The sequence below is a fragment of the Ectopseudomonas chengduensis genome (assembly GCF_900102635.1).
In the GTDB taxonomy this organism is placed as follows: domain Bacteria; phylum Pseudomonadota; class Gammaproteobacteria; order Pseudomonadales; family Pseudomonadaceae; genus Aquipseudomonas; species Aquipseudomonas chengduensis.
On sequence record NZ_FMZQ01000006.1, the window covers coordinates 91285 to 113676 of the forward strand.

The 22392-nt window shown below is 63.1% G+C and carries 23 protein-coding genes; 13 read left to right on the forward strand and 10 right to left on the reverse strand.

Features of this window, described 5'->3' with window-relative positions; genetic code table 11:
* The first annotated feature begins 10 nt into the window (after positions 1-10).
* A complete protein-coding gene (locus BLS08_RS11550) occupies positions 11-1759 on the forward strand; it encodes a hybrid sensor histidine kinase/response regulator (protein WP_026088611.1) in 1749 nt (582 codons plus the stop codon).
* Here BLS08_RS11550 and BLS08_RS11555 read toward each other — a convergent pair whose 3' ends face one another.
* From BLS08_RS11555 to BLS08_RS11570, 4 genes are all read right to left on the reverse strand, one after another.
* Positions 1760-2371, reverse strand: a complete 612-nt coding sequence (locus BLS08_RS11555; RefSeq protein WP_017677453.1) for a response regulator transcription factor — start codon at positions 2369-2371, stop codon at positions 1760-1762.
* 63 nt (positions 2372-2434) lie between these two features.
* Positions 2435-3709 carry an OmpP1/FadL family transporter gene (locus BLS08_RS11560; RefSeq protein WP_017677452.1) on the reverse strand — a complete coding sequence of 425 codons (1275 nt, stop codon included), beginning with the start codon at positions 3707-3709 and terminating at the stop codon, positions 2435-2437.
* A 149-nt stretch (positions 3710-3858) separates the two neighbouring features.
* On the reverse strand, positions 3859-4338 hold the full coding sequence (locus tag BLS08_RS11565) for a hypothetical protein (protein ID WP_017677451.1): 480 nt from the start codon (positions 4336-4338) through the stop codon (positions 3859-3861).
* A gap of 199 nt (positions 4339-4537) precedes the next feature.
* Complete coding sequence (locus tag BLS08_RS11570) at positions 4538-5392, reverse strand: sulfurtransferase (protein ID WP_017677450.1); 855 nt, start codon at positions 5390-5392, stop codon at positions 4538-4540.
* Positions 5393-5712: 320 nt separating this feature from the next.
* On the opposite strand from BLS08_RS11570, the gene gdhA reads away from it, so the two are divergent.
* Positions 5713-7050: an NADP-specific glutamate dehydrogenase gene (gene gdhA / locus BLS08_RS11575; protein WP_090336712.1), complete on the forward strand. Its 1338-nt coding sequence runs from the start codon at positions 5713-5715 to the stop codon at positions 7048-7050.
* A gap of 129 nt (positions 7051-7179) precedes the next feature.
* On the forward strand, positions 7180-7860 hold the full coding sequence (locus BLS08_RS11580; RefSeq protein WP_026088610.1) for a spermidine synthase: 681 nt from the start codon (positions 7180-7182) through the stop codon (positions 7858-7860).
* Between the two features lie 165 nt (positions 7861-8025).
* Here the strand turns inward: BLS08_RS11580 and BLS08_RS11585 are convergent, their stop codons facing one another.
* Positions 8026-9087, reverse strand: a complete 1062-nt coding sequence (locus BLS08_RS11585) for an SMP-30/gluconolactonase/LRE family protein (RefSeq protein WP_026088609.1) — start codon at positions 9085-9087, stop codon at positions 8026-8028.
* A 131-nt stretch (positions 9088-9218) separates the two neighbouring features.
* On the opposite strand from BLS08_RS11585, the gene rnd reads away from it, so the two are divergent.
* From rnd to BLS08_RS11615, 5 genes are all read left to right on the forward strand, one after another.
* Positions 9219-10352, forward strand: a complete 1134-nt coding sequence (gene rnd / locus BLS08_RS11590) for a ribonuclease D (RefSeq protein WP_017677446.1) — start codon at positions 9219-9221, stop codon at positions 10350-10352.
* Complete coding sequence (locus BLS08_RS11595) at positions 10349-10642, forward strand: YcgL domain-containing protein (RefSeq protein WP_003461676.1); 294 nt, start codon at positions 10349-10351, stop codon at positions 10640-10642. Before rnd ends, BLS08_RS11595 begins: the two co-directional genes overlap by 4 nt.
* A 147-nt stretch (positions 10643-10789) precedes the next feature.
* Positions 10790-11722 (forward strand): D-2-hydroxyacid dehydrogenase, encoded by a 933-nt coding sequence (locus BLS08_RS11605; RefSeq protein WP_017677445.1) that lies wholly within the window; start codon positions 10790-10792, stop codon positions 11720-11722.
* 183 nt (positions 11723-11905) lie between these two features.
* Positions 11906-12355, forward strand: a complete 450-nt coding sequence (locus BLS08_RS11610; protein WP_017677444.1) for a YcgN family cysteine cluster protein — start codon at positions 11906-11908, stop codon at positions 12353-12355.
* 101 nt (positions 12356-12456) lie between these two features.
* On the forward strand, positions 12457-13683 hold the full coding sequence (locus BLS08_RS11615; protein WP_017677443.1) for a gluzincin family metallopeptidase: 1227 nt from the start codon (positions 12457-12459) through the stop codon (positions 13681-13683).
* Positions 13684-13718: 35 nt separating this feature from the next.
* Here the strand turns inward: BLS08_RS11615 and BLS08_RS11620 are convergent, their stop codons facing one another.
* Together BLS08_RS11620 and BLS08_RS11625 are read right to left on the reverse strand one after the other, a co-directional pair.
* Positions 13719-14189, reverse strand: a complete 471-nt coding sequence (locus tag BLS08_RS11620) for an RNA methyltransferase (protein ID WP_003461669.1) — start codon at positions 14187-14189, stop codon at positions 13719-13721.
* A 221-nt stretch (positions 14190-14410) separates the two neighbouring features.
* On the reverse strand, positions 14411-14752 hold the full coding sequence (locus tag BLS08_RS11625; RefSeq protein WP_003461667.1) for a YajD family HNH nuclease: 342 nt from the start codon (positions 14750-14752) through the stop codon (positions 14411-14413).
* Between the two features lie 84 nt (positions 14753-14836).
* On the opposite strand from BLS08_RS11625, the gene BLS08_RS11630 reads away from it, so the two are divergent.
* Entirely contained in the window at positions 14837-15151 is a 315-nt protein-coding gene (locus BLS08_RS11630; protein ID WP_017677442.1) for a hypothetical protein, read from the forward strand.
* Positions 15152-15222: 71 nt separating this feature from the next.
* On the opposite strand, the gene BLS08_RS11635 is transcribed toward BLS08_RS11630, so the two are convergent.
* The gene (locus tag BLS08_RS11635) at positions 15223-17265 is read right to left on the reverse strand and encodes a S9 family peptidase (protein WP_017677441.1); all 2043 of its coding nucleotides are present in this window, start codon (positions 17263-17265) and stop codon (positions 15223-15225) included.
* 105 nt (positions 17266-17370) lie between these two features.
* Between BLS08_RS11635 and BLS08_RS11640 the strand changes: the two genes are divergently transcribed.
* From BLS08_RS11640 to BLS08_RS11655, 4 genes are all read left to right on the forward strand, one after another.
* On the forward strand, positions 17371-17844 hold the full coding sequence (locus BLS08_RS11640) for a hypothetical protein (RefSeq protein ID WP_017677440.1): 474 nt from the start codon (positions 17371-17373) through the stop codon (positions 17842-17844).
* Between the two features lie 63 nt (positions 17845-17907).
* Positions 17908-18354 (forward strand): HIT family protein, encoded by a 447-nt coding sequence (locus tag BLS08_RS11645; protein ID WP_026088608.1) that lies wholly within the window; start codon positions 17908-17910, stop codon positions 18352-18354.
* A gap of 4 nt (positions 18355-18358) precedes the next feature.
* Positions 18359-19132: a class II glutamine amidotransferase gene (locus BLS08_RS11650; protein ID WP_003461657.1), complete on the forward strand. Its 774-nt coding sequence runs from the start codon at positions 18359-18361 to the stop codon at positions 19130-19132.
* Between the two features lie 4 nt (positions 19133-19136).
* Positions 19137-19661, forward strand: coding sequence for a DUF2937 family protein (locus BLS08_RS11655; protein WP_003461655.1), 525 nt, complete (start codon positions 19137-19139; stop codon positions 19659-19661).
* Between the two features lie 34 nt (positions 19662-19695).
* On the opposite strand, the gene BLS08_RS11660 is transcribed toward BLS08_RS11655, so the two are convergent.
* Both BLS08_RS11660 and BLS08_RS11665 read right to left on the reverse strand, forming a co-directional pair.
* A complete protein-coding gene (locus BLS08_RS11660; protein ID WP_017677438.1) occupies positions 19696-21039 on the reverse strand; it encodes a TolC family outer membrane protein in 1344 nt (447 codons plus the stop codon).
* 1 nt (position 21040) lies between these two features.
* Positions 21041-22387: an HlyD family type I secretion periplasmic adaptor subunit gene (locus tag BLS08_RS11665; RefSeq protein WP_017677437.1), complete on the reverse strand. Its 1347-nt coding sequence runs from the start codon at positions 22385-22387 to the stop codon at positions 21041-21043.
* Positions 22388-22392: the final 5 nt, after the last annotated feature.

Here is a 22392-nt window from a genome sequence, read left to right on the forward strand (position 1 = left end):
GATGTCGCCCATGAGCGAGCGCCTGCTGTTGGCCCAGCAGCGCCGAGGCTATCGCTTGCTGCGTTTCGTCGCCGAGCTGGAGGCGGGTTTTGCCGAGCATCGGGTGCAGCGTATTCGTCGGCGTCTGCCCCTGATCGCCCCCACGGCCGCCTTGTTCCAGCTGATCTATGCGCTGCTGGATTTTCTGCTTATGCCGCTGACGGTCAGTCTCTCGGTGCTACCGCTGCGCCTGCTCGCGCTGGCGGTGTTGGCGCTGTCCTTTTTCTACTGTCGTCGGATCGAGGCACCGTCTGCCAGGGTGCCATTGGTCTATGCCGGAGCCTACTGGGTCAACGGTGTCAGCGTCGCGTTGATCGTGCACCTGTGCTGGCAGCAGGGCGTAGCGATGCCCTACGACGGCCTGTTCCTCGTCCTGTTGTTCGGCTACGCCCTGCTTGGGCTATCGTTCCGCGCGATCAGTCTGTGCAGCTGGAGCTTCTGCCTGTTGTTCATCGGTGTAGGTGTGCTGTTCGGCGAAACCGGCGGTGAGCTGGCCTACCAGGGCCTGTTTCTGTTCTGTGCCAACCTGATCGGCAGCGTCGGTGCTTATATGCAGGAGCACGGTCAGCGCGGTGCCTGGCTGAACCTGCGCCTGCTCGACCTGGCGCGCCAGCGCGCCGAAGCCGATGACGCGCGCAAGTTGCGTCTGCTGGCGGCTGCCAGTCACGACCTGCGCCAGCCGCTCAACGCCATGGGGTTGTACGCCGAACACCTGGTGGAACAGGGCGGTGACCAGCAAACCCGGCGCATCAGCGCGCGTCTGGCCGCTTCGGTAGAGCAGCTGGGGCGTCTGCTGCAATCGTTGCTCGACTACACCCGCCTGACCTTGCCCGGTGGCGTGCAGGCCAGGCCACATGTGTTCGCCCTGCGCCCATTGCTTGAGCGGCTGATTGCCGAAGTGGCTCCAGAGGCGCAGCAACAAGGGCTGCAACTTGAGCTGCACTGTGACGACTACGGGGTGTACAGCGATCCGCTGTTGCTGGAGCGACTGCTGCGCAATCTGCTCAACAATGCGCTGCTGCACGCACAGGCGCAGCACCTGAAGCTGAGTGCGCGGCGTGACGGCGACGAGATCGTGTTGGAGGTGGCGGACGATGGCCGTGGTCTCAGCGAGGCGGAACAGGCGCTGGTGTTCGAGGAGTTCCGTCAGTTGGACAATCCTGGGCGCAATGCCGAGCGCGGTCTCGGTCTCGGCCTGGCCATCGTGCGGCAGCTGGCTGAGGTGCTGGAGCATCCCCTGCGGCTGCATTCCCGACCTGACGCCGGTGCGCGTTTCGTCCTGCGCCTGCCGTTGGCCGAGGTACCGGCGCCGGCGCCACGCGTTGATGCTGCGCTGGCATTGCGCGGGCGCATCCTGTTGCTCGAAGACGACGCCACTGGGCGCGAAGCCCTGGCCGGCTTGTTGCGTCGCTGGGGTTGCGAGGTGCAGGCCTGCGCCGATCTGGCCGGTGCGCTGCAGGCTCTGCGCCAGGAGGCGCCGCAGTTGCTGATCAGCGACTATCGGTTAGCCGAGCGGGGCGACGGGCTGCAGGCCATCGAGCGACTGCGTGAGGCGGCAGGGCAGATGTTGCCGGCGTTGCTGATCACTGCTGATCTGAGCCCGGAACTGCATGAACGCTGCCTGCCGGCGCACGTCATTCCCCTGGGCAAGCCCCTGTTGCCGGCGCGTTTGCGCCAGGTGCTGGCCACTCAGTTGCAGGCACGCCAGGCACTCACCTGATCACAGCCAGCCGCGCTGACGGGCGGCGCTGACGCAGGCGGTGCGGGTATGCACGGCGAAGGTTTCGAACAGCGCCTTGAGGTGCGTTTTCACCGTGTCTTCGGCCAGACCCAGCTCGCGGCTGATGGCTTTGTTCGGCAGGCCTTCTGCCAATAATTGGAGAATTTCCAACTGCCTGGGTGTCAGCGGTGATGAGCTGCTTGGCGCCGGCAGGGTTTCGCCCAGCAAGACGCGGGTCACCGCCTGGCGCAGGGCGTTACCATCGGAGCTCTTGGGGATGAAACCGAGTGCGCCGGCGGCCAGCGCCGCCTGAGCCTCTAGCGCGGAATCACTGGCGCTGAGAATCGCCACCGGCGTGCTCTCGCCGCGCGCCAGCCAGCGCTGCAACAGTTCGATGCCGGGCTCGTCAGGCAGGCGCAGGTCGAGCAGGATCAGGTCGTAGTCATGCTGACGCAAGCACTGCTCCGCTTCTGCAGCGCTGTGCGCGGTGTGGATCTGCAGGTTCTGGCTCAGTGGCGACAAGGCCAGGGAGAGGCCGTCGAGAAAGATGCGGTGGTCGTCGACCAGCAGCAGGCGAAGATTGTCGGGCAGGGTGGTGCAGAGGGCAGTCATGATGTTCTCACGCGGCTTTTATTGTTGTTCTGCCGCGTAAGTTTAGCCAAAGCCGCGCCTCGATTAGAAGCGATAGCTGAGTGAAGCCCCCAGGCCATGAGCGCTGTTCTTGTAGCGCGCACTGTAGGTGCCACGGGTAGCGCTGACGTGGTTCACGTCCACCGACTCTTCCTGCAGGTAGGAGTAGGCCACGTCGATGGTCATGTCCTGATTGGGGCTCCAGCCGGCGCCGACGCTCAAGATGGTGCGGTCACCGGAGGGCACGCGCGGCGAGCGGTCGACGTTGTTGGTCGGCGATTGGTCGATGGCGATACCGGTGCGCAGCGTCCACTGCGGGCTGACCTTGTACGACAGACCGACCGCATGGGCCCAGGTGTCGTGCCAGTTCTGCTCTTCGACGATGGTGGAAAGGTTGGCCGGCAGCGTCGCGGAATCGTTCTCCACGCGGATTTCCTTGAAGCGGCTCCAGCGCGTCCAGGTGCTGCCGACATACAGCGTCAGCGCATCGCTCAGGTCGTGAGTGATGGACATGTCCACCGACTCGGGCGTGGTCAGGTCCAGATTGGCGTCGTACTTGCCGGCGATGCCGGCCAGCGCGCCGCTACCGGAAACACGAGTATCGCCTTCCAGTTCGTACTTCACGCGCGAATGGTAGGTCACGCCTGCGCGGGTGTTCGGGGTGAACTCGTAGAGCACACCGACGTTGAAGCCGACAGCGGTGTCGTCACCCTTGACCTTCACCTTGCCGTCATTGCTACCGGGGCTCAGCGGGTTGAGCACGGAGGAAGTGAGTTCGCCTTCGATGTGGTTGAAGGTCGGGCCGAAACCCACCGACAGCTTGTCATTGAAGCGATAGCTCAAGGTCGGCTGCACGGTGATCACCCGCACGTAGCTCTTGTCGGCGTAGTAGCGGCCCTGGAAGCTGCTCTCGTAATCGGTCATCAGGCCAAAGGGCACGTATACGCCCAGACCGAAGGCGACCTTGTCGTCCAGCGGTTTGACGTAATAACCCATGGGTACGCCAGTGGTCGGCACCATATCACCGTCGTTGCTACCCGACAGCGCCAGGGGGCCTGCGTTGGCGCTGGCGTGGCTGATATCGCTCTTGGCGTGAATCGCCGCCGCCCCTACATACACTTCGTCGCGCTTGAGGCGCGCCATGCCGGCCGGGTTGCCGAACACGGTGCTGGCGTCATCGGCGGATGATGAGCGGCCGGCGAAGGAGGTACCCATGCCGGAAATGCTTTGTTCGTTGAGGGCGAAGCCGCTGGCGAAACCATGGCTCGAGGTGGCGGTGATGGCGACGGCAAGACCGGTCTTGAGAAGACGTTTGCTCACGGGGAAGCTCCTGTGGTGAGGCGGGGGGCGCACGCTACAGTTTTTCCTGACCCCTGCCAAGACGCTGAAGTTCCCTAAATAGAGCGCATTGTCGGACAATTGGTTTGAAAATGTACGGATTTTCTGAATTAGACTTTCTGACTATTCGGTCAGGCCACCTGGCTGACGGGCTCGATGCAGCGTTGCCAGGCATCGAGAAAGTCATGTTGACGAGCCTGGGGCTGAAAAACCTTGCACCAGATTCGGCCCAAGGCCGGCAGATCATCGGCGGCTGGCATCTCGAGTTTCTCGCTTTCGACCAGCAGCCAGGCAATGGCCGTGGCGTAACGCAGATTGACCGTCAGCTCCACGTGTGGAGCTTCAAGAAAGGCGTGCTGGCTGGCGAGGCCACGTACACGGCTGGCAAGCTCCGGGTCGAAGGCCAGATGCTGGTCCCAGAGTATCTGGTGGCGCTGTTCACTGATGCGATACAGGCCGTGACCTTGCGGGGTGTCCAGCGCACTGCCCAGTGCTGACTGACAGGCCGCAGCTCCCAGCAGCAGCGCTTCGGCCGTGGCGCTATGGCGTTCGAGATAGAGAAGGGTAGGGCGGATCACATGCTGGCTGAGATCGCAGGCGGCAATTCCCATGGCATCCTCGCGGAGGGTGCCGGTGGGGCCGGGCGCGTGGCAGCTTTTCTAGTGGCTCTTCGATAAAGGCCCCACCGGGAGCGGGGTTAGCCGCTCATTCTCAAGTCTAGTGCGATATTTAAGCTGTAAAGGTCTGTTTTTAAATTGATTTCGGATCTGAGTTATTGGGCATATTTCGATTGGTGCTTAAAACCTTCGATCAATCGCCCGTGACTATCGGGCGTGTCGGATCGGTGATCCATTCGCTCCAGGACCCCGCATAGAGTGGTGCCAGTGGGTAACCAGCGAGGCTCATGGCGAACAGGTTGTGGCAGGCAGTGACGCCGGAGCCGCAATAGGCCACCAGGTTTTCCAAGGTACGTTCTCCGCGCAGCTTGTCGAAGCGCTCGCGCAAGGCGGTCGGCGCAAGGAAGCGGCCATCGTTACCCAGGTTGTCGGTGAACACGGCACATTGCGCGCCGGGAATGTGTCCGGCGACCGGGTCGAGCGGCTCGACCTCGCCTCGAAAGCGCGGTAGTGCCCGCGCATCGAGCAGGGTCAGGTCCGGGTTGCCCAAACGCTGGGCCAGTTGATCGGCCGTCAGCAGCAGGCTGTTGTCCGGTTGCGCGGAAAAATCACCGGGAACGTTGCTCGGTGCCGCTGTGGTCAGTTCCTGGCCGGCTTCACGCCAGGCTTTCAGGCCGCCATCGAGCAGGTACAGGCCATCACGTTTGCCCAGCCACAGCAGCAACCACCAGGCGTGCGCGGCGAAGGCGCCGGGGCCATCGTCATACAGCACTACCTGGCTGTCCGCCCGCAGGCCGCAGCTGCGCAGGCGCTCGACCAGTGCGCTCGGGTCGGGGAGTGGGTGACGGCCGGTGACGCCCTTGACCACCGGAGCGGACAGATCCTGTTCGAGGTCGAGGAAGTGGGCGCCCGGAATATGCCCATCAAGGTAGCTGCGGCGGCCGTAGGCCGGGTCTTCGAGGGCGAAGCGGCAGTCCAGGATCAGCAGGTTTTGCTGTCCCAGACGTTGTTGAAGGTGTTCCGTGCTGATCAGTTGAGCGAGTGGCATGGTGTCTCCTGTGTCATAGCAGGGTTTGCGGCATCATACCGCCTAGCCTGCTATCCGATCCCCACGAAGAACGAGCCTGTTCAGCTTCATTCGGCAAAGCTGTGACGCCAGTGGTGCAAGCTGTGGTCGATATTTGTGCGCTTTTTGCGCTTATTCGGTGCGTAATTAAATTGGGAAAACTTTGCTTTAGAGGCTTTTCAATCTTGGCGCACTGGATGGCGCACTAAAAAGTTTCATCAAGGCGACATTTTGATCTGTTTTGGTGCCTTGCTGCCTGCTAGAGTGCCGGCCACTTTGTCTTTGTGGTGTCGAGGTGCCGCATGTCGTTGTCCGTCGATTCTTTCCTGGCGCGCCTGAAACAGCGCGATCCCGATCAACCGGAATTCCACCAGGCGGTGGAAGAGGTGGTGCGCAGCCTGTGGCCCTTCCTCGAAGCCAATCCGCGCTATCGCGAGGCCGGCATTCTCGAGCGTATGGTCGAGCCGGAACGGGCCATCCTGTTTCGCGTGCCCTGGGTCGACGACCGTGGCCAGGTGCAGGTCAACCGCGGCTACCGTATCCAGATGAGCAGCGCCATCGGTCCGTACAAGGGCGGTCTGCGCTTCCACCCCTCGGTGAACCTGGGCGTACTCAAGTTCCTCGCCTTCGAGCAGGTGTTCAAGAATTCGCTGACCTCGCTGCCCATGGGCGGCGGCAAGGGCGGTGCGGACTTCGACCCCAAGGGCAAGAGCGAAGGCGAGGTGATGCGCTTCTGCCAGTCGTTCATGGCCGAGTTGTACCGCCATATCGGTGCCGACCTGGACGTGCCGGCCGGTGATATCGGTGTCGGTGGCCGCGAGATCGGTTATCTATTCGGCCAGTACAAACGTCTGTCCAACCAGTTCACCTCGGTGCTGACCGGCAAGGGCCTGAGCTACGGTGGCAGCCTGATCCGTCCGGAAGCCACCGGCTATGGCTGCGTGTACTTCGCCCAGGAGATGCTCAAGCGTATCGACCAGGGTTTCGAGGACAAGCGTGTGGCCATTTCCGGCTCCGGCAACGTCGCCCAGTACGCGGCGCAGAAGGTCATGGAGCTGGGCGGACGGGTGATCTCGCTGTCCGACTCCGAAGGCACGCTGTACGCCGAGGGCGGCCTCAGCGACGAACAGTGGCAGTACCTGATGGAGCTGAAGAACGTGCGTCGTGGTCGCCTGCGCGAGATGGCTGAGCATTACGGTTTGCAGTTTCTCACCAGTCAGCGTCCCTGGGGCCTGGCCTGCGATATCGCCTTGCCCTGCGCGACGCAGAACGAGCTGGACGGAGAGGATGCCTGCGCGCTGCTGAACAACGGCTGCATCTGCGTGGCCGAAGGCGCCAACATGCCCTCGACCCTGGGGGCAGTGGATCTGTTCGTCGAGGCCGGCATCTGCTACGCGCCGGGCAAGGCGTCCAACGCCGGTGGTGTGGCCACCAGTGGCCTGGAAATGAGCCAGAACGCCATGCGCCTGCACTGGAGTGCTGGCGAGGTGGACGAGCGTCTGCACGGCATCATGCAGAACATCCACCATGCCTGCGTCCATCACGGTGAAGAGAACGGTCGCATCAACTACGTCAAGGGCGCCAATATCGCCGGCTTCGTCAAAGTGGCCGATGCGATGCTGGCGCAAGGCGTGGTCTGAGCTCATCGCAGTAGACTCGGGGCCCCGCGTGAGAACGCGGGGCCTCGTCGTTTCTGGCGGGGCTGTGCTGCTCGGCCGATTCAGGCATGCTGCCTGCCCTCACGCTCGCTACACAGGTCTTGGTTCTGCATGAAACGTTTTGTCTTGCTCGACACCGCTCCGATCCCGGGTACGAATGGTGCGCTGAACCTGTTTGAGTACGGGGAAGACTTCGTCATCAAGATCGCCGGTGGTGATGGCGGGCAGCTGATGAATACACGCATGCACGGCTCGGAAGATGCCCTGGCCGCGATTCCCTGCAAGCAGATCGCCAGTCGTCCACAGGTGCGGGTGCTGATCGGAGGTCTGGGCATGGGCTTTACCCTGGCCTCGGCGCTACAACACCTGGGCGCGGATGCCGAGGTGGCGGTGGCCGAGCTGGTGCCTGGTGTGGTCGAGTGGAACCGTGGCCCGCTCGGGGCGAAGTCCGGTTATCCGTTGAATGACCCGCGTGCAGTGATCATTCAGGAGGACGTCGCCAAGGTGCTGCAGGCCGCCGAGCAGTGCTACGACGCGATCATGCTGGACGTCGACAACGGCCCCGAAGGGTTGACCCAGAAGGGTAATGACTGGCTGTACAGCATGGATGGCCTGCGTCAGTGCGCCAAGGCGCTGAGGCCCAAGGGCATGCTGGCGGTGTGGTCGTCCAGCGCCGACCGGGCATTTTCGGAGAAGGTGCGCAAGGCGGGCTTCAAGGGCGAGGCGGTGCAGGTGTATGCCCATGGCAACAGGGGCACGCGACATACCATCTGGATTGCCCAGAAGGTCTGAGCCTGCAGTCTTTCGATTTGGTGGGCTGAAGCCCACCCTACCGTAGGGTGGGCCGGGCGGCGATCCGCTTCAGCCCACCAACTTGGCGCACCACCGCGAATGACCGCCTCGCCTTTTTACCGTTATTCGCAGGTGGAATCTCATCGAAAGATCGTGGGCAGACTCTCAGTGAATCTGCAGTTTGCCGATGCGATCGTTATCCAGGCTGCCGAAGTACAGGTAGTCGCCCACCGGCTTCACCGAGGTGACCATGCGCAGGTGCGTACCGCTGGTGTCATGCAGGCTACGGACGATCTCGCCGTTCTCGTTGAGGGCGATGGCGAAGCCGTACGGGATCGCTTTCGGCCACAGCGCGCGCGGCAGTTTGGCCAGTTGCGCCTTGAGCCAGGGGTGGCGATGGAGGAAGTCGGCGTCGGCCTTGCGTGGGGTCGGCAGTGCTACCCAGAAGGTGCCGTTGCGGTCGCCCTGCAGGTTATCCGGCAGGCCCGGCAGGTTGTCGATGAAGATGTCGTGCTGGCCGGCCTTGTCGCCCTTGAGCCAGTAACGGGTGATGCGGTAGCGATAGGTCTCGTTGACCAGCACGAAGTCCTCGTTCGCCGACAGCGCCACGCCGTTGGCGAAGTACAGGTCTTTCAGCAATACGCGGGTTTCGCCACTGGCCGGGTCATAGCTGAGCAGGCGGCCGTGAGGACGGGCCTCGAGCAGGTCGAGCAGGTAGTCCGGCTGTTCGAAGCGCGATGAGGCGTCGCTGAAGTAGATGGTGCCGTCGCTGGCGATGTCCAGGTCGTCGGTGAAGGCGAAACGCAGGCCTTCAGCCTCGGTGGTCAGCACCTTGATCGCGCCCTGCGGGTCGATGCTCAACAGGCCCTTGTAGGCATCGGCGACGATCAGGTTGCCACTGGCGTCGAAGTTCATGCCCAGTGGGCGGCCGCCGGTGTCAGCGAAGGTTTCCAGGCTGTCGTCTGCCAGCACGCGAACGATGCGGCCGTCATGCAGGCCGGCGTATACCCGGCCTTGGCTGTCGACGGCAGTGTCTTCCGGACCATGCACCTGGCCGCGCGCCAATAGCTCGGCTTTCATCAGGGTGTCGTTGGGCTCCAGTGCGCCCGTCATCGCCGGGGCGGGCGCTGCGTCCCAGGGCAGTGGATCGATCGGGCTGGGGGTCAGGGCCAGGTAACTGGCCGCTGCGGCCAGCAGCATGACGATCAGGGCAAGCAGTTTCTTCAGCATTGTTGTTCTTCCGTGTCGGAGGTGGTGCGCGCCACAGATTACACAGTTCCGGTGATCGGCGGCAGGCTGTCGCCCCGTGCGCTGGCCTGGGCATATATACTGCGCGGCATTCTAGACGGGAGAGCCGCGTGGCTAACGACATTCACTGGATTCTCGACGACGCCAGCCTGGCCGAGCATTGCGCTGCCTGGCAGGCGCTGCCCTTCGTCGCGTTGGACACCGAGTTCATGCGCGTCGACACCTTCTATCCCATCGCCGGGTTGCTGCAGGTCAGCGGTGGCGACGGCGCCTACCTGATCGACCCGCTGCGCATCAGCGACTGGCGGCCGTTCGCCGCGCTGCTCGAAGCGCCGGGTGTGGTCAAGGTGCTGCATTCGTGCAGTGAGGACCTGGAGGTCTTTCTACGCCTGACCGGCAGCCTGCCGGCGCCGCTGTTCGACACGCAATTAGCGGCTGGTTACCTCAATCTCGGTTTCTCCATGGGCTACTCGCGCCTGGTGCAGGCGCTGCTCGATATCGAGCTGCCCAAGGGCGAAACCCGCTCCGATTGGCTGCAGCGGCCACTGTCCGAACTGCAGGTGCGTTACGCCGCCGAGGACGTCTCGCATCTCGTCGAGGTGTATCGCGCCCTGATGGCCCGCCTGGCGCCGCAGAAGGTCGAGTGGATTCTGGAGGACGGTGCCGAGCTGGTCGCCAATCTTGGTCGTGAAGTCGTTCCGGAAGATGCCTGGCGCGATGCCAAGCTGGCCTGGAAACTCTCGCGCCAGCAGCAGGCCGTGTTGCGCGCGCTGTGCGCCTGGCGCGAGCGCGAGGCGCGCGCGCGCAACCAGCCACGCAATCGCATCCTGCGCGAGCATTCGTTGTGGCCGCTGGCCCGTACCCAGCCAGATAACCTGGTGGCGCTGGCGCGCATCGAGGACATGCACCCGAAAACCGTGCGTCAGGACGGGGAGACGCTGCTGCAGCTGATTCGCGAGGCTGCGGCGCTGCCGCCCGAACAATGGCCCGAAGCTTTGCCCGAACCGCTGCCAATCGAAGCCTCTGCGCTGTTGAAGAAGCTGCGCGCCGTCGGCCAGCGTGAGGGCGAGCGCCTGGATATCGTGCCCGAGCTGATGCTGCGTAAGAAAACCCTGGAAGCCTTGCTGAAAAGCGGCTATCCCAATGGTCCTTATCAATTGCCCGACTCCCTGCGCGGCTGGCGCCGGGAGTTGATGGGGCAGGCGCTGCTTGACTGCCTGGCCGCTGAAGGAGAGTCCGCGTGAAACGCATCTGTTCCATCTACAAGAGTCCGCGCAAGAACGAGATGTACCTCTACGTACTCAAGGCCGATGCCCTGAAGCGTGTGCCCGAAGGGCTGCTCGCCGTGTTCGGCCCGCCTGCGCATGCCTTCGACCTGGTGCTCAGCCCGGAGCGGAAGTTGTCTCGGGAAGACATCGCCACCGTGCTGGAGAATCTCGACAAGCAGGGCTATCACCTGCAGATGCCGCCCCCCGAGGAGGAATACATTCAGCATCTGCCCGATGAACTGCTGCGCCGTAACGATCCGGTGTAACAGGCCCTTGAAAAACGTAGGCGAGGCAGGCAAGACAAGGCAAAAAAAGCCGAAAAAGCGCAGTTTACATGCTGTAAATGAGCATTTTGAGGCTTTTTTTAACGCAGTATTGCCAACGCAGGTAGTTTTTCAACGGCCTGGTAAGTCATGCGCCTGCTGATCGCCGAAGAGGATCATGCGTTCTACGCCGAGCGTATTCGCAGCGCCTGCCCCGAGTTGCAATTGGTCGCCGGCGTACAGCTCGAACAACTGCGTGTGGTCGCCGGCGACTGCGACCTCTGGCTGGGACAGCCCGACCTGCTCGCGCTCTTGTTGCGCGACGGTGTGCGCCCGCAGTGGCTGCAATCGACCTGGGCCGGCATCACGCCGCTGCTGGCGGAGGGATTACCGCGCGATTACCGTCTGACCCGCGCTGTCGGCATCTTCGGTCAGGTGATGGCTGAATACGTGCTCGGTCATCTGCTGGCCCATGAACGGCGTCTGTTCGCCCGCCTGGCGGCGCAGGTCGAGCAGCGTTGGGATCACCGCCTGCCACGCAGCCTGCGCGGACGCCGCGTGTTGGTGGTAGGTTGCGGTGATATCGGTCAGGCCGTCGCCGAGTTTCTCCAGCCTTTCGGCGTGGAATTGCGCGGCGTCGCCAGTCAGGCGCGTGAGCAGGCGCCGTTTCTCGAGGTCGCGGCGATGGATGAGCTGCCTCATCTGGTCACCTGGGCCGATTACGTGGTCAACCTGCTGCCGGACACGCCGGCCACGCGCGATCTGTACGATGCCCGGCTGCTCGCCCATTTCCGCCCAGAAGCGGTGCTGATCAATGCCGGGCGCGGTGTCGCCGTGGTCGATGCCGATCTGGTCGCCGCGCTTGAGCGCAACCAGTTGGCCGGCGCGGTGATCGACGTCTGTCGCGAAGAGCCGCTGCCGTCCGGTCATGCGTTCTGGAATGCACCGCGCCTGCTGCTCACCGGCCACAGTTCGGCGCCTACCGACCCGGCGCTGATGAGTGAGCTTTTCATCGACAACCTGGTGCGCTGGCAAACGGGAGAGCCGTTACGGGGTGAAGTGGATTTCGCCCGCGGTTATTGAGGCACTTGGCGGGTTACACCCGCCCTACGGGTGCAGATCTGTAGGGCGGGTGCAGCCCGCCAGCGGCGATGACCGGCTCGTATAATCAATCCCTGATGGCGCCATTCGGCATGCGCCGCTTGGCCAGGGCTGGGGCTCAAGCTAGACTGCCGCGCTTTTTTCTCCTGAGTCCATACCGCTGCCATGGCCGCCGACCTCGAACCCTTTTGGAAACGCAAGACCCTCGCCCAGCTCGATCAGGGGGAGTGGGAGTCGCTGTGCGACGGCTGTGGCCTGTGCTGCTTGCAGAAGCTCGAGGATGAGGATGATGGCGCCGTCTACTACACGCGCATCGCCTGCAAGTTGCTGGACTTGCAGACGTGCCGCTGCAGCGATTATCCCAACCGGGTCAAACATGTGCCTGACTGCATTCAGCTCACCCCGGCGCAGGCCGATCAGTTCCAGTGGCTGCCGCCGACCTGTGCTTATCGCCTGGTCAGCGAAGGCAAGGACCTGCCACATTGGCACCATCTGGTCTCAGGCGACCCGGACGCCGTGCACGCCGAGCGCATTTCCCAATCAGGACGCATGCTCAGTGAGAACAGCGTGGCCGAAGACGACTGGGAAGATCATCTGATTTTCCGCGCGGGTTGATTGCCGCGCGGCTTCGTGGCAAATCTGTCCCCCGTTAATGGAATTTGCCCTGTGGCGCAGCTGTCATAAGCTGCCACGTCCCGCATCAGGAGTTTTGCTCGATGTCCCTTCGCTTGCCGTTGTACGCGTCTCTGCTGCTTCTGAGTCTGCCGGCCTTCGCTGCCACGCAGAAGGTCGATCTGGATTACCGGGTGCGCTTTCTGCCCGAGAGCAATCAGGCTGAAGTCAGCATCACGCTGGAGAAGGGCGAGTACGTGCGCAGCCTCGACTTCAATCTTGGCGAAGACGGGCGTTTCAGCGATTTCCAGGCCGATGGCCAGTGGTCGCAGGAGGTTGCCGGGCGCGGCAAGTGGCAGCCAGGCGAGGGCAAGAGCGTACTGAGCTACCGTGTGCTGATCGACAGCGAACGCAAGCCGGGGCGCTACGACGCCAGGATGACTGACGACTGGGCATTGTTCAGGGGTGACGACCTGATTCCGGCGGCCAAGCTCGACCAGCAGAACAAGACCGAGCTGGTGGCGCGCCTGCAGTTCGAGCTGCCCAAGGGCTGGAAGAGCGTGGAAACCGGCTGGCCGCGCATCGGCAAGAACCGCTTTCGTATCGACAACCCGCAGCGCAAGTTCGACCGCCCGACCGGCTGGATGCTGGCCGGCAAGCTGGGTACCCGGCGCACCCGCCTGGGTGATACCGAAATCGCCATCTCCGCGCCGGTCGGCGAGGGCATGCGGCGCATGGATATCATGACCTTCCTCACCTTCGTCTGGCCGCATATGCAGCAGGTGTTTCCGCGCGACCCGGACAAGCTGCTGATCGTCGGCGCTGGCGATCCGATGTGGCGCGGCGGCCTGTCGGCGGCCAACTCCTACTTCATGCACGCTGACCGGCCCCTGGTCAGCGAGAACGGCACCAGCTCTCTGGTGCACGAACTGGTGCACGTATTCGGCCGCATCTATGGCCGCGAGCGCAGTGACTGGATCGCCGAAGGTCTGTCCGAGTACTACGCCATCGAATTGATGCGCCGCGCCGGGGGTATCAGCGAAGACCGTTATCAGAAGATCCGCGAGCAGCTGATTCGCTGGAGCAAGCCGGTCAACAGTCTGCGCACCGACAATGCCAGCGGCGCTGTCACCGCGCGTGCGGTGCTGCTGCTGCAGGAGTTGGACCGGGAAATCCGCCAGAAGACCAAGGACAAGGGCAACCTGTCGCTGGATGACGTGACCCGTGGTCTGATGCGTCTGGACAAGGTCAGCACCAAGGACTTCATCGACATCACCGAGAACGTCATCGGAGGTCCGTCGAAGACGCTGGATACGCGGTTGCTGCGTTGAGTGTTACCGCTTCGCTCCCTGTCTGCTGGTTCTAGTCAGAACAAGGGGCCGGAGCGGGTATTGTTACCTTTGGCCAGGCGGTCGTAGAGCACCACGTTGACCGTCGCGGCCAGGTTCATGCAGCCTTGAGTAGGGATGTACACCACTTCAGCGCCACACCAGTCGAGAATCTCCTGCTGCAGTGAGCCGTCCTCTGGGCCGAAGATGTACAGCGCCCGGTCGGGATGGGTATAGGCGGGCAGGGCGCGTGCATCATCGACCAGTTCCACCGCCACCGGGGTGCAACCCAGCGGCAGGATCTTGCGCAAATCGTCGATGTTGATCAGCGGGATATCCTGATGAACCTTCTTGGTGTCGGTGATGAAATCCTTGGCACGGTCGTAGCGGGTGCCGGTGTAGAACACCGAGCTGACGTCATAGCAGCCCGCCGCACGCATGATGGAGCCGACGTTTTCCGGTGATTTCGGGTTGAACAGGCCGATGCAGGCGTATCGTTTGTTGGCCACGGTGGCACTCGCAAAAGCGCCTATTATACGGTGCTAACCACCGGCCCCTAGCAGGCTGTTGAAAAACTACCTACGTTGGCAATACTGCGTCAAAAACGGCCTCGCGTGCGAGCCCAGTCAAAATGCTCATTTACAACTCGTAAAGTCGATCGCGACTCCGAGCGTTTTTCGGCCGTGTTTTCCTTGTCTTGCCTGCCTCGCCTACGTTCTTCAACGGCCTGCTAGTCCTTTTTCAACAGGCTGGCCAGATCGCCAAAGGCCTTATAGGTCGATTTGGCAGCCTGAGGGCTGGCGGTGGAGCCTTCGGCGAAATACTGCTGGTCGGTGTAGCGCGAGTGTTCGTTGTCATGACAGAACAGGCACAGCAGCTCCCAGTTGGAACCATCGGCCGGGTTGTTGTGGTGGTTGTGATCGCGGTGATGCACGGTCAGTTCGCTCAGGCGCTTGCCAGAGAACTCGCGGGCGCAGCGGCCGCAGACATGTGGGTACATTTTCAGCGCTTTCTGCCGGTAGCCTTCTTCGGCCTGGGCGGACAGGTAGTAGCGGTTGTTATTGGTGCTCATGACAGAACCTGTTATCGGGAGGTGAACGCTTGACTGGATATGTTGCCAGAATAGAACGAAAGCCAGCTGTACAGGAGATATGTCATGCGCTTGCCTATGTTCGCCGTGATGATTCTGGCCTCCAGCCTTGCCGGCTTGGCCTGGGCTCAGGAACCGATGCGCATGCCGTCCGCGCCTGGGGCAGGTGCGCCGGGCACTGCGACGCCACAGCCTTACGGCCAGCCTTCCACGCCCACTACGATCAAGCGCCAGGGATCGGCGCCCCTCTTACCGCCGCCCCAGGGACAAACACCCCCAGGGACTGCGCCGAAATCCACTGGCGATCAATCGATTCCGCAGCTCGATGAGCAACTGCGCCGCAATAGCCAGGGGCTGGACGGGCAGCGCAAGGCGGAGTGATCGGCATAGGAGCGGCTTCAGCCGCGATGCTTGGGGAATCGTGGCTGAAGCGGAATGCCGCCCAATCGCTCCTACGGCTGTGCTATCCCGAGTACACGGAACAGAAAGGCGTACTCCAGCGCCACATCCTTGATGCCTTGGTAACGCCCACTCATGCCGCCATGGCCAGCGCCTAGGTCGGTCTTGAGCAATAGCAGGTTGGCGTCGGTCTTGTCGCGGCGCAGCTTGGCCACCCACTTGGCCGCTTCCCAGTATTGCACGCGACTGTCGTTGTAGCCTGCGACGGCGAGGATGGGCGGGTAGGCCTGGGTGCGTACGTTCTCGTAGGGCGCGTAGGCCTTGATGCGTGCGTATACCTCGGGCTGATTCGGGTCGCCCCATTCGTCGTATTCGGTGACGGTCAGCGGCAGGTCCGGGTTGAGCATGGTGTTGAGCACGTCGACGAAAGGCACTTCGGCAATGGCGGCGGCGAACAGCTCGGGACGCTGGTTGAGCACGGCGCCGATCAGCAGGCCTCCGGCGCTACCACCACTGATCGCCAGTTGCGCGCTGGTGGTCAGACCTTCGGCGATCAGGCGCTGGGCGCTGGCGATGAAGTCGTCGAAGCTGTTCTGTTTGTGCTCGAGCTTGCCGGCACGGTACCAGGCTTCGCCCATCTCGCCGCCACCGCGTATGTGCGCGATGGCGAAGACGAAACCGCGCTCCAGCAGGCTCAGGCGGGCGTGGGAGAACCAGGGGTCGAGGCTCGCGCCATAGGCGCCGTAACCATAGAGATAGAGCGGTGCAGGCTTCCCTGCGGCGAATACCTCGCGGCGCGCCACCAGGCTGATCGGTATCTGCGTGCCGTCGGCCGCGGTGGCCCAGAGACGCCGACTTTCGTAGGCGTCGGCATCGAACGGGCCTTCCACCGGTGTCTGCTTGAGGACCTGCTGAGCGCCCGTGGCCAGTTCCAGTTGGCGCACTTGCGCGGGGCGGTTCAGCGCTTCGTAGCGCAGGCGGATCACCGGGCTGTGAAACTCCAGGCTGTCCTGCACGTAGAGGCTGTAGGCCGCATCCGGCAGTTGCACGCGATAGGGCGCCTGGCCCTGCGGCTGCACCTCCAGAATCGGCAGGCCGCCCTCACGCAGGGCAAGGGTGAGCGCGCGCTGGTTCAGCGTGGCGCCTTCGAGCATCACCTGCGGGTCGTGGGCGCGAATCTGTTGCCAGTGCGGGCGCTGCGGCTGCGACTCACTGGCGCGGTAGAGCGCGAAGTTGATGCCGCTCTGATTGCTGCGGATCAGCCAGCACCACTGGCCGTCCAGCATACCGTGATCGACATCGTATTCGTGGCCTTCCTCGCGCGGTGCCAGGCAGCTGAAATCGCCTTGCGGCTGTTGCGCGTCGAGCACCCAGACCTCGCTGGTGGTCTTGCTGCCCAGTTGCAGGATCAACTGGCGCTCGGAGCTGGAGCGGTAGCAGTGCAGGAAGAAGCGGCCATCTGCTTCCTCGAATACGGCTTGCGCAGCGACGTCGCCGAGGCGGTGACGGTAGAGCTTGTAGGGGCGGTGGGTGTCGTCCAGTTCGGTGAAGAACAGCGTCTGGCTGTCGCCCGCCCAAGTCATGCTGCCGTCGCAGTCGTCGAAGGGCAGTTCGCTGATCTGGCCGCTGTCCAGTTCCTTGACGAACAGGCGATAGATTTCGTCGCCGCTGCTGTCGAGGCTGTAGGCCAGGCGCTGCTGGTCAGGGCTGATGCTGAACGCACCGACGGAAAGAAAGCCGCCGCCGGCCAGTTCGTTGGGGTCGAGCAGCAAGGCTTCACTGGCCGTGTCGACATCCAGCGAACCATCGGCAGGGCGACGGCAACGATAGTGCCGCGGATATTCGTCTCCGGCAGTGGTGCGCTGGTAGTAGAGGTAGTCGCCCCAGGGCGTCGGCAGCGACAGGTCGGTCTCGCGAATGCGCCCCTTGATCTCTTCGAACAGCTGCTCGCGCAGGGCCTGCTGCGGTTCCAGCACGGCGTCCAAATAGGCGTTTTCTGCCTGCAGGTGCGCCAGCACCTCGTCACTGTCGCGGTTTTCCAGCCAGTGATAAGGGTCGTTGCCGGCTTCCTGGCGGGCGATGGGGGCAGAGGACATGGCGTGGCTCCAGAGAACGAGAGGGCGACGGCAGGGGCGCCGCGCTGGGCAAAAGCCGCTATCATAAGCGCCCCTTTGCCAGACCTGCCACGCCGGCGCCTGCTTATGATGAATGAAAACGACTACCTCCTGGCCTGGGCGGCCTACGGGATTGCCGCCCTGGGTTGCCTGTTGGTATGGATGCGCCTGACCAGCTGGATGTGGCGCTACGTGCGCGAGCCGCTGCGGGTGCTGATGGCCGTGCTGCTGTTCAGCCCGACCATCGTCGACCCGGCGCGTGAACTGTTCGCGCCCGCCCTCGCGGTGACCGCCATGGATATATTGCTCAAGGTTGGCAACAACGCCTGGCGCGCGGTCGCTGATCTGGCGCTCTATAGCCTGATCGCGCTTGCCGTGTATCTATTGTTCGTCGCTGTTCGCTGGCCCATCGAGCGTTGGTGGAAAGGGCGTCAGAGCGAGCATGTAACCGAGCCCGACGAAGACCCGCGCACCTTGCGCGAGCGCATGGAAGAGGACGACGACCTGCCAATTCGTGACTACGGGCGCGATCGCTCGGGGCGTATGGAACCGCGTATTTGATCTAACCCCTTGCGCCTGCCGGCCCAGGCGTTCAGCATGATGGCCTTGTGCAAGGGAGGCCTGATGGATTGCGTGTTCTGTGCCATTGCCGAGCGACGTCTACCCGCTCATCGTCTGTATGAAGACGAAGATTTCATCGTGCTGCTGGACATCTTTCCGATGCGTCCGGCCCATGTGCTGATCGTCAGCCGTGTGCATGCGCCATTTCTACGTGATCTGCCGCCACCGGTGCGTGAACGTCTGTTGACGCTGGCCGAGCGTATCGCCGCTGCGCTGCGCGATGCCGGCTTTGGTAAGAACGGCATCAACCTGCTGATCAATGACGGCCCGGATTCCAATCAGCACGTGCCCCATCTCCATTTACACCTGATTCCGCGTCGGCCGGGTGACCTGCCGGCGCTGCTCTGGCGATTGCTGGTGCGTTTTCTGCCAATGGGCCGCAAGCGAATCGAAGCGCGTCTGCAAGATGAAGCCGAGCGTCTGCGCCTGATCCTCGGCAAGGAGAATTGATTCGATGTGCGAATTGCTCGGCATGAGCGCCAATGTACCCACCGATATCGTGTTCAGCTTTACCGGGCTGATGCAACGTGGCGGCCGCACCGGGCCGCACCGTGATGGTTGGGGTATCGGCTTCTACGAAGGGCGCGGCTTGCGTCTGTTCCAGGACCCGCGGGCGAGCAGCGAATCCGAGGTGGCGCAGCTGGTGCAGCGCTACCCGATCAAGAGCGAAGTGGTGATCGGCCATATCCGCCAGGCCAACGTCGGCAAGGTCTGCCTGGTCAACACTCATCCCTTCAGCCGTGAGTTGTGGGGGCGTAACTGGTGTTTCGCCCATAACGGCCAGTTGGCGGGCCTGGAAGGCTCCACTACCTTCTACCGACCGGTCGGCGAGACCGACAGCGAGGCGGCGTTCTGCGATCTGCTCAACCGCGTGCGTCGCGCCTTTCCCGAGCCGGTATCGGTGGAAATGCTCCTGCCGGTGCTGGTGGCGTCCTGTGCCAGTTACCGCAAGCTCGGCGTGTTCAATTGTCTGCTCAGCGATGGCGACTGGCTGTTCAGCTTCTGCTCGACCAAGCTCGCGCATATCACCCGCCGCGCGCCGTTTGGCCCTGCGCAGCTCAAGGACGCTGACCTGAAGGTGGATTTCCAGTCAGAGACCACGCCCAACGACGTGGTGACCGTCATCGCCACTGAACCTCTGACCGACAACGAACAATGGTCGCTGTACCAGCCGGGCGAATGGCGCCTGTGGCGCCGCGGCGAATGCATCACTCACGGCAAGGCCTGATCTCATGCTTAGAAGCTACCTGCGCCTGACGCTGTTCGCTTTCGGCCTGTTGCTCGGCGTGCAGGTGCCGGGTTTCGTCGATGACTACGCCAAGCGGGTCGAAGCTCATCGCCTGGAGTCGCAGCAGAGTCTCAAAGGTTTTCAGGAAACGGCGCGCAATTTCTTCAAGGGCGATATGGACGCGCTGGTTGCGCACTACCGCGTCAGCGATGACCCGGTGATGCGCAGCGATGCCAAGAGCGTCGGGCACCTGGTGCAGCGCTCCGCCTTGCTCGAACGCGAATGGCAGGCCATGCAGGGCCCCTGGTACGCCCAGGCCTGGCACCTGGCGACTGGCGCGGATCACGAGCTGTTCGAGGAAACCCTGCAGGCTTACCGTTATCAGGTGCTGTTTACCCCGGATGCGATTCTCTGGGGTGTGATCAGCGCACTGCTGCTGGCCTGGCTGGCGGAGGTGCTGGTGGTGCTGTGCGGCTGGATGTTCGGCGCAGGGCAGACCAGGCGCGCTCAGCAGCGCCACTGGCGCTGAATACCTGCCCAGGGGACTCGGGCAAAACGCCGGCTCAGTAGCCGAGTGCCAACTCCGGACCCAGGTAGTCATTGACCTGGAGAATATCGTCCTCGCCGAGAAGGCCGACCGCAGCGGCCAGTTGCAGGCGTGCGAGCAGATAGCGAAGTTTGGCTTCGAGCAGATCTCGGCGGGCGATGAACACCTGTTCCTCGGCATTGAGGATATCAACATTGGTACTGGAGCCCGCGAGAAACCCCTTGCGCGCTGAATCCTGTGCCCGCTCGCTGGAAATGACGGCCTGCTGCAGGGCGCGAATGCGCGCCTGGCCGCTCTGCACGCCGCGGAACTCACGGGTTGTGGCGGAGAACACTTCCTCGCGGCTGGCATTGACTTCTTCCCCGGCCTGTTCACGGCTCGCCGTGGCCTGGCGCACCCGCGCGCTGACACCGCCGCCGGAGTAAAGCGGCATGGTGAACTCCAGGCCGATGGAACTGTAGCGGTTGGTCTGGTTGATGGTGGAGAGCGAATCGCTCTCGCTGTCGGTATAGCCCAGTACCAGGTCAAGAGTCGGCCAGTGGGCGCTGCTGGCGCGTTTGACCTCCTCTTCGGCGAGGCCATGATTGAGCTGGCGTGCGCGCAGCGAAGGGTTGTTCAATTGCGCCTTCTGTAGCCAGTCCTGGAGGTTGTCCGGTTGCAGGGGCGGGGTAGGAAATTCCGCGTGCAGGGTGGCGAGTTGATCCGGGTTGTTGCCGAGCAACTCCTGCAGCAGGCGCAGGGCGACCACCAGATTGTCTTCGGCTTCGATCACACCGGCCTGCGCCAGGTCACGTCGTGCGGTGGCCTGGTCGACGTCGGTGATGGTGCCGTCGCCCAGATCGAAGCGGCGTTTGGCAGCCGCTACCTGATGCTCGAAAGCCTTGAGCTTGGCGCGTGAAAGGTCGATGGTCTCGCGCGTCAGCAACACATCGAAGTAGCGGCTGGCCAGGCGTACGGCAACGCTCTGCGTCTTGGCATCGAACACCGCTTCGCTATAGCTGGCGCGCTGCTTGCCCTGGCGGTACTCGACCATTTTCTGGCGGTTGTACAGCGGTTGACGCAATTGCAGGCTGAGGTTTTCCGAGTCGTAGTCCAGATCGTTCTCGATGCGCCGGCCAAATGCATTCTGTTGCTCCTGGGTGCCGTCGACCTGGCTTTTGCTGGCCCTGGCCGTGATCTGCGGCAGTAACCCGGCTCTGCCGATAGCGGGGTTTTCCAGACCAGCGGCACGCTCGTGGACGGCCGCACGATAGGTCGGGCCCTGCAGTTGCAGCAATTCCCAGGCCTGTAACAGGTCCATGGAGTGGACGGGTAGGCAGGCCAGGCAGCAGAGGCCTGACAGGATCTGGCGTACGAGCATGTCATTGCTCCTTGAAGGCCCCGTCGATGCGATCGAGCATGGGCTTCATCAGATAGCTCATCAGGTTGCGTTCACCGGTCTTGATCGTCACGGTGGCCGGCATGCCGGGGCGAATGCGGTTGCTGCCCAGCTTGTCCATGCCGTCGGCGGTGACCTCGATCTCGGCCAGGTAGTAGGGCTGCTTGTTGGTTTCGTCGATAAGGCGATCAGCGGAAATCGTCAGTACGCGGCCGGGGATGTTCGGCGTCTGCGCGTGATTGAACGCGGGGAAGGCGATGTCCACCGGCAATCCCGGTTGCATCTTGTCGATGGCCTGCACCGGCACCATGGCATCGACCTGCAGCGGCTCATTGGCCGGCACCACGTCCATGATTCGCGAGCCGGCCTGGATCACCCCGCCTATGGTGGAGGCAGACAGTCCCAGCACCACGCCATCGATGGGCGAGCGGATCACCGTGTTGCTGACTTCGTAGTCCAGCGCCCGCAGACGGTCGGCGAGAGCGGCGGCCTCTTTCTGCATATCGCTGAGCTGCGATTGCACTTCCTGCTGGTAATTCTGTTCAAGCTGGAGGATGCGCAGTTTGAGTTCGGCGATCTGGTTGCGCGTACGCCCTGTGTCGGCGATGTTCTGCGCCAGCGACGCGCTCAGTTCGGCGGCGTTGCGTTCCAGTTCGAGCATGCGGTTGCGCGTCACATAGCCTTCCGCCGCCAGGCTGCGCACCCCGTCGAGTTCCTGGTTGAGCAGCCTGATCTGCGCGCTGCGCGAGTGCTGTACCTGGCGCAGGCCCTTGAGCTGTTCCTCGGCGCCGTGGATGTTCTCGCGGAGAATCTCGGCTTCGCCGGTCAACGCCGTGCGGCGGGTAGTGAACAGACGTTGCTGCAGGGCGACGGAGGCATCCAGGCGTGGGTCGTTGGCGAATCGGCTGAGCAACTCGGGGTCGAACTCGACCTGTGTGGCGCCGTCGCGCTCGGCCTGCAAGCGACTTTTCACCGTGCTGACCACTATGTATTGCGCGCTGACCATGCCCTGCTCGGCGATGGCGCGGGTGGCGTCCAGTTCGATCAGTGGCTGGTTGCGTCGTACCAGATCCCCCTCGCGCACCAGGATGGCGCCGACCGAGCCGCCGGTCAGGTGCTGGATGGTCTTGCGGTTGTCGGTGACGTTGACTGTGGCATTGGCCACCACCCCGGCATCCAGCGGCGCGAGAATGGCCCAGAGAATGAATCCACCGAAGCCTGCGAGCACCAGCGACAAGCCCCAGCGACTCGGTTTGCCGTCGTCCATGTCAACCGTGCAGGGGCTATCCGTCAGTATCAGCCCCTTGCTTTCGAACTGCAGATCGGACATGACAT

Bases quoted from the DNA above. Each gene is read 5' to 3' on its own strand.
- BLS08_RS11550 (WP_026088611.1), top strand. From the start codon at position 11: ATGAGCGAGCGCCTGCTGTTGGCCCAGCAGCGCCGAGGCTATCGCTTG.
- BLS08_RS11555 (WP_017677453.1), bottom strand. From the start codon at position 2,371: ATGACTGCCCTCTGCACCACCCTGCCCGACAATCTTCGCCTGCTGCTG.
- BLS08_RS11565 (WP_017677451.1), bottom strand. From the start codon at position 4,338: ATGGGAATTGCCGCCTGCGATCTCAGCCAGCATGTGATCCGCCCTACC.
- BLS08_RS11570 (WP_017677450.1), bottom strand. From the start codon at position 5,392: ATGCCACTCGCTCAACTGATCAGCACGGAACACCTTCAACAACGTCTG.
- gdhA (WP_090336712.1), top strand. From the start codon at position 5,713: ATGTCGTTGTCCGTCGATTCTTTCCTGGCGCGCCTGAAACAGCGCGAT.
- BLS08_RS11580 (WP_026088610.1), top strand. From the start codon at position 7,180: ATGAAACGTTTTGTCTTGCTCGACACCGCTCCGATCCCGGGTACGAAT.
- BLS08_RS11605 (WP_017677445.1), top strand. From the start codon at position 10,790: ATGCGCCTGCTGATCGCCGAAGAGGATCATGCGTTCTACGCCGAGCGT.
- BLS08_RS11610 (WP_017677444.1), top strand. From the start codon at position 11,906: ATGGCCGCCGACCTCGAACCCTTTTGGAAACGCAAGACCCTCGCCCAG.
- BLS08_RS11615 (WP_017677443.1), top strand. From the start codon at position 12,457: ATGTCCCTTCGCTTGCCGTTGTACGCGTCTCTGCTGCTTCTGAGTCTG.
- BLS08_RS11625 (WP_003461667.1), bottom strand. From the start codon at position 14,752: ATGAGCACCAATAACAACCGCTACTACCTGTCCGCCCAGGCCGAAGAA.
- BLS08_RS11630 (WP_017677442.1), top strand. From the start codon at position 14,837: ATGCGCTTGCCTATGTTCGCCGTGATGATTCTGGCCTCCAGCCTTGCC.
- BLS08_RS11635 (WP_017677441.1), bottom strand. From the start codon at position 17,265: ATGTCCTCTGCCCCCATCGCCCGCCAGGAAGCCGGCAACGACCCTTAT.
- BLS08_RS11640 (WP_017677440.1), top strand. From the start codon at position 17,371: ATGATGAATGAAAACGACTACCTCCTGGCCTGGGCGGCCTACGGGATT.
- BLS08_RS11645 (WP_026088608.1), top strand. From the start codon at position 17,908: ATGGATTGCGTGTTCTGTGCCATTGCCGAGCGACGTCTACCCGCTCAT.
- BLS08_RS11650 (WP_003461657.1), top strand. From the start codon at position 18,359: ATGTGCGAATTGCTCGGCATGAGCGCCAATGTACCCACCGATATCGTG.
- BLS08_RS11655 (WP_003461655.1), top strand. From the start codon at position 19,137: ATGCTTAGAAGCTACCTGCGCCTGACGCTGTTCGCTTTCGGCCTGTTG.
- BLS08_RS11660 (WP_017677438.1), bottom strand. From the start codon at position 21,039: ATGCTCGTACGCCAGATCCTGTCAGGCCTCTGCTGCCTGGCCTGCCTA.
- BLS08_RS11665 (WP_017677437.1), bottom strand. From the start codon at position 22,387: ATGTCCGATCTGCAGTTCGAAAGCAAGGGGCTGATACTGACGGATAGC.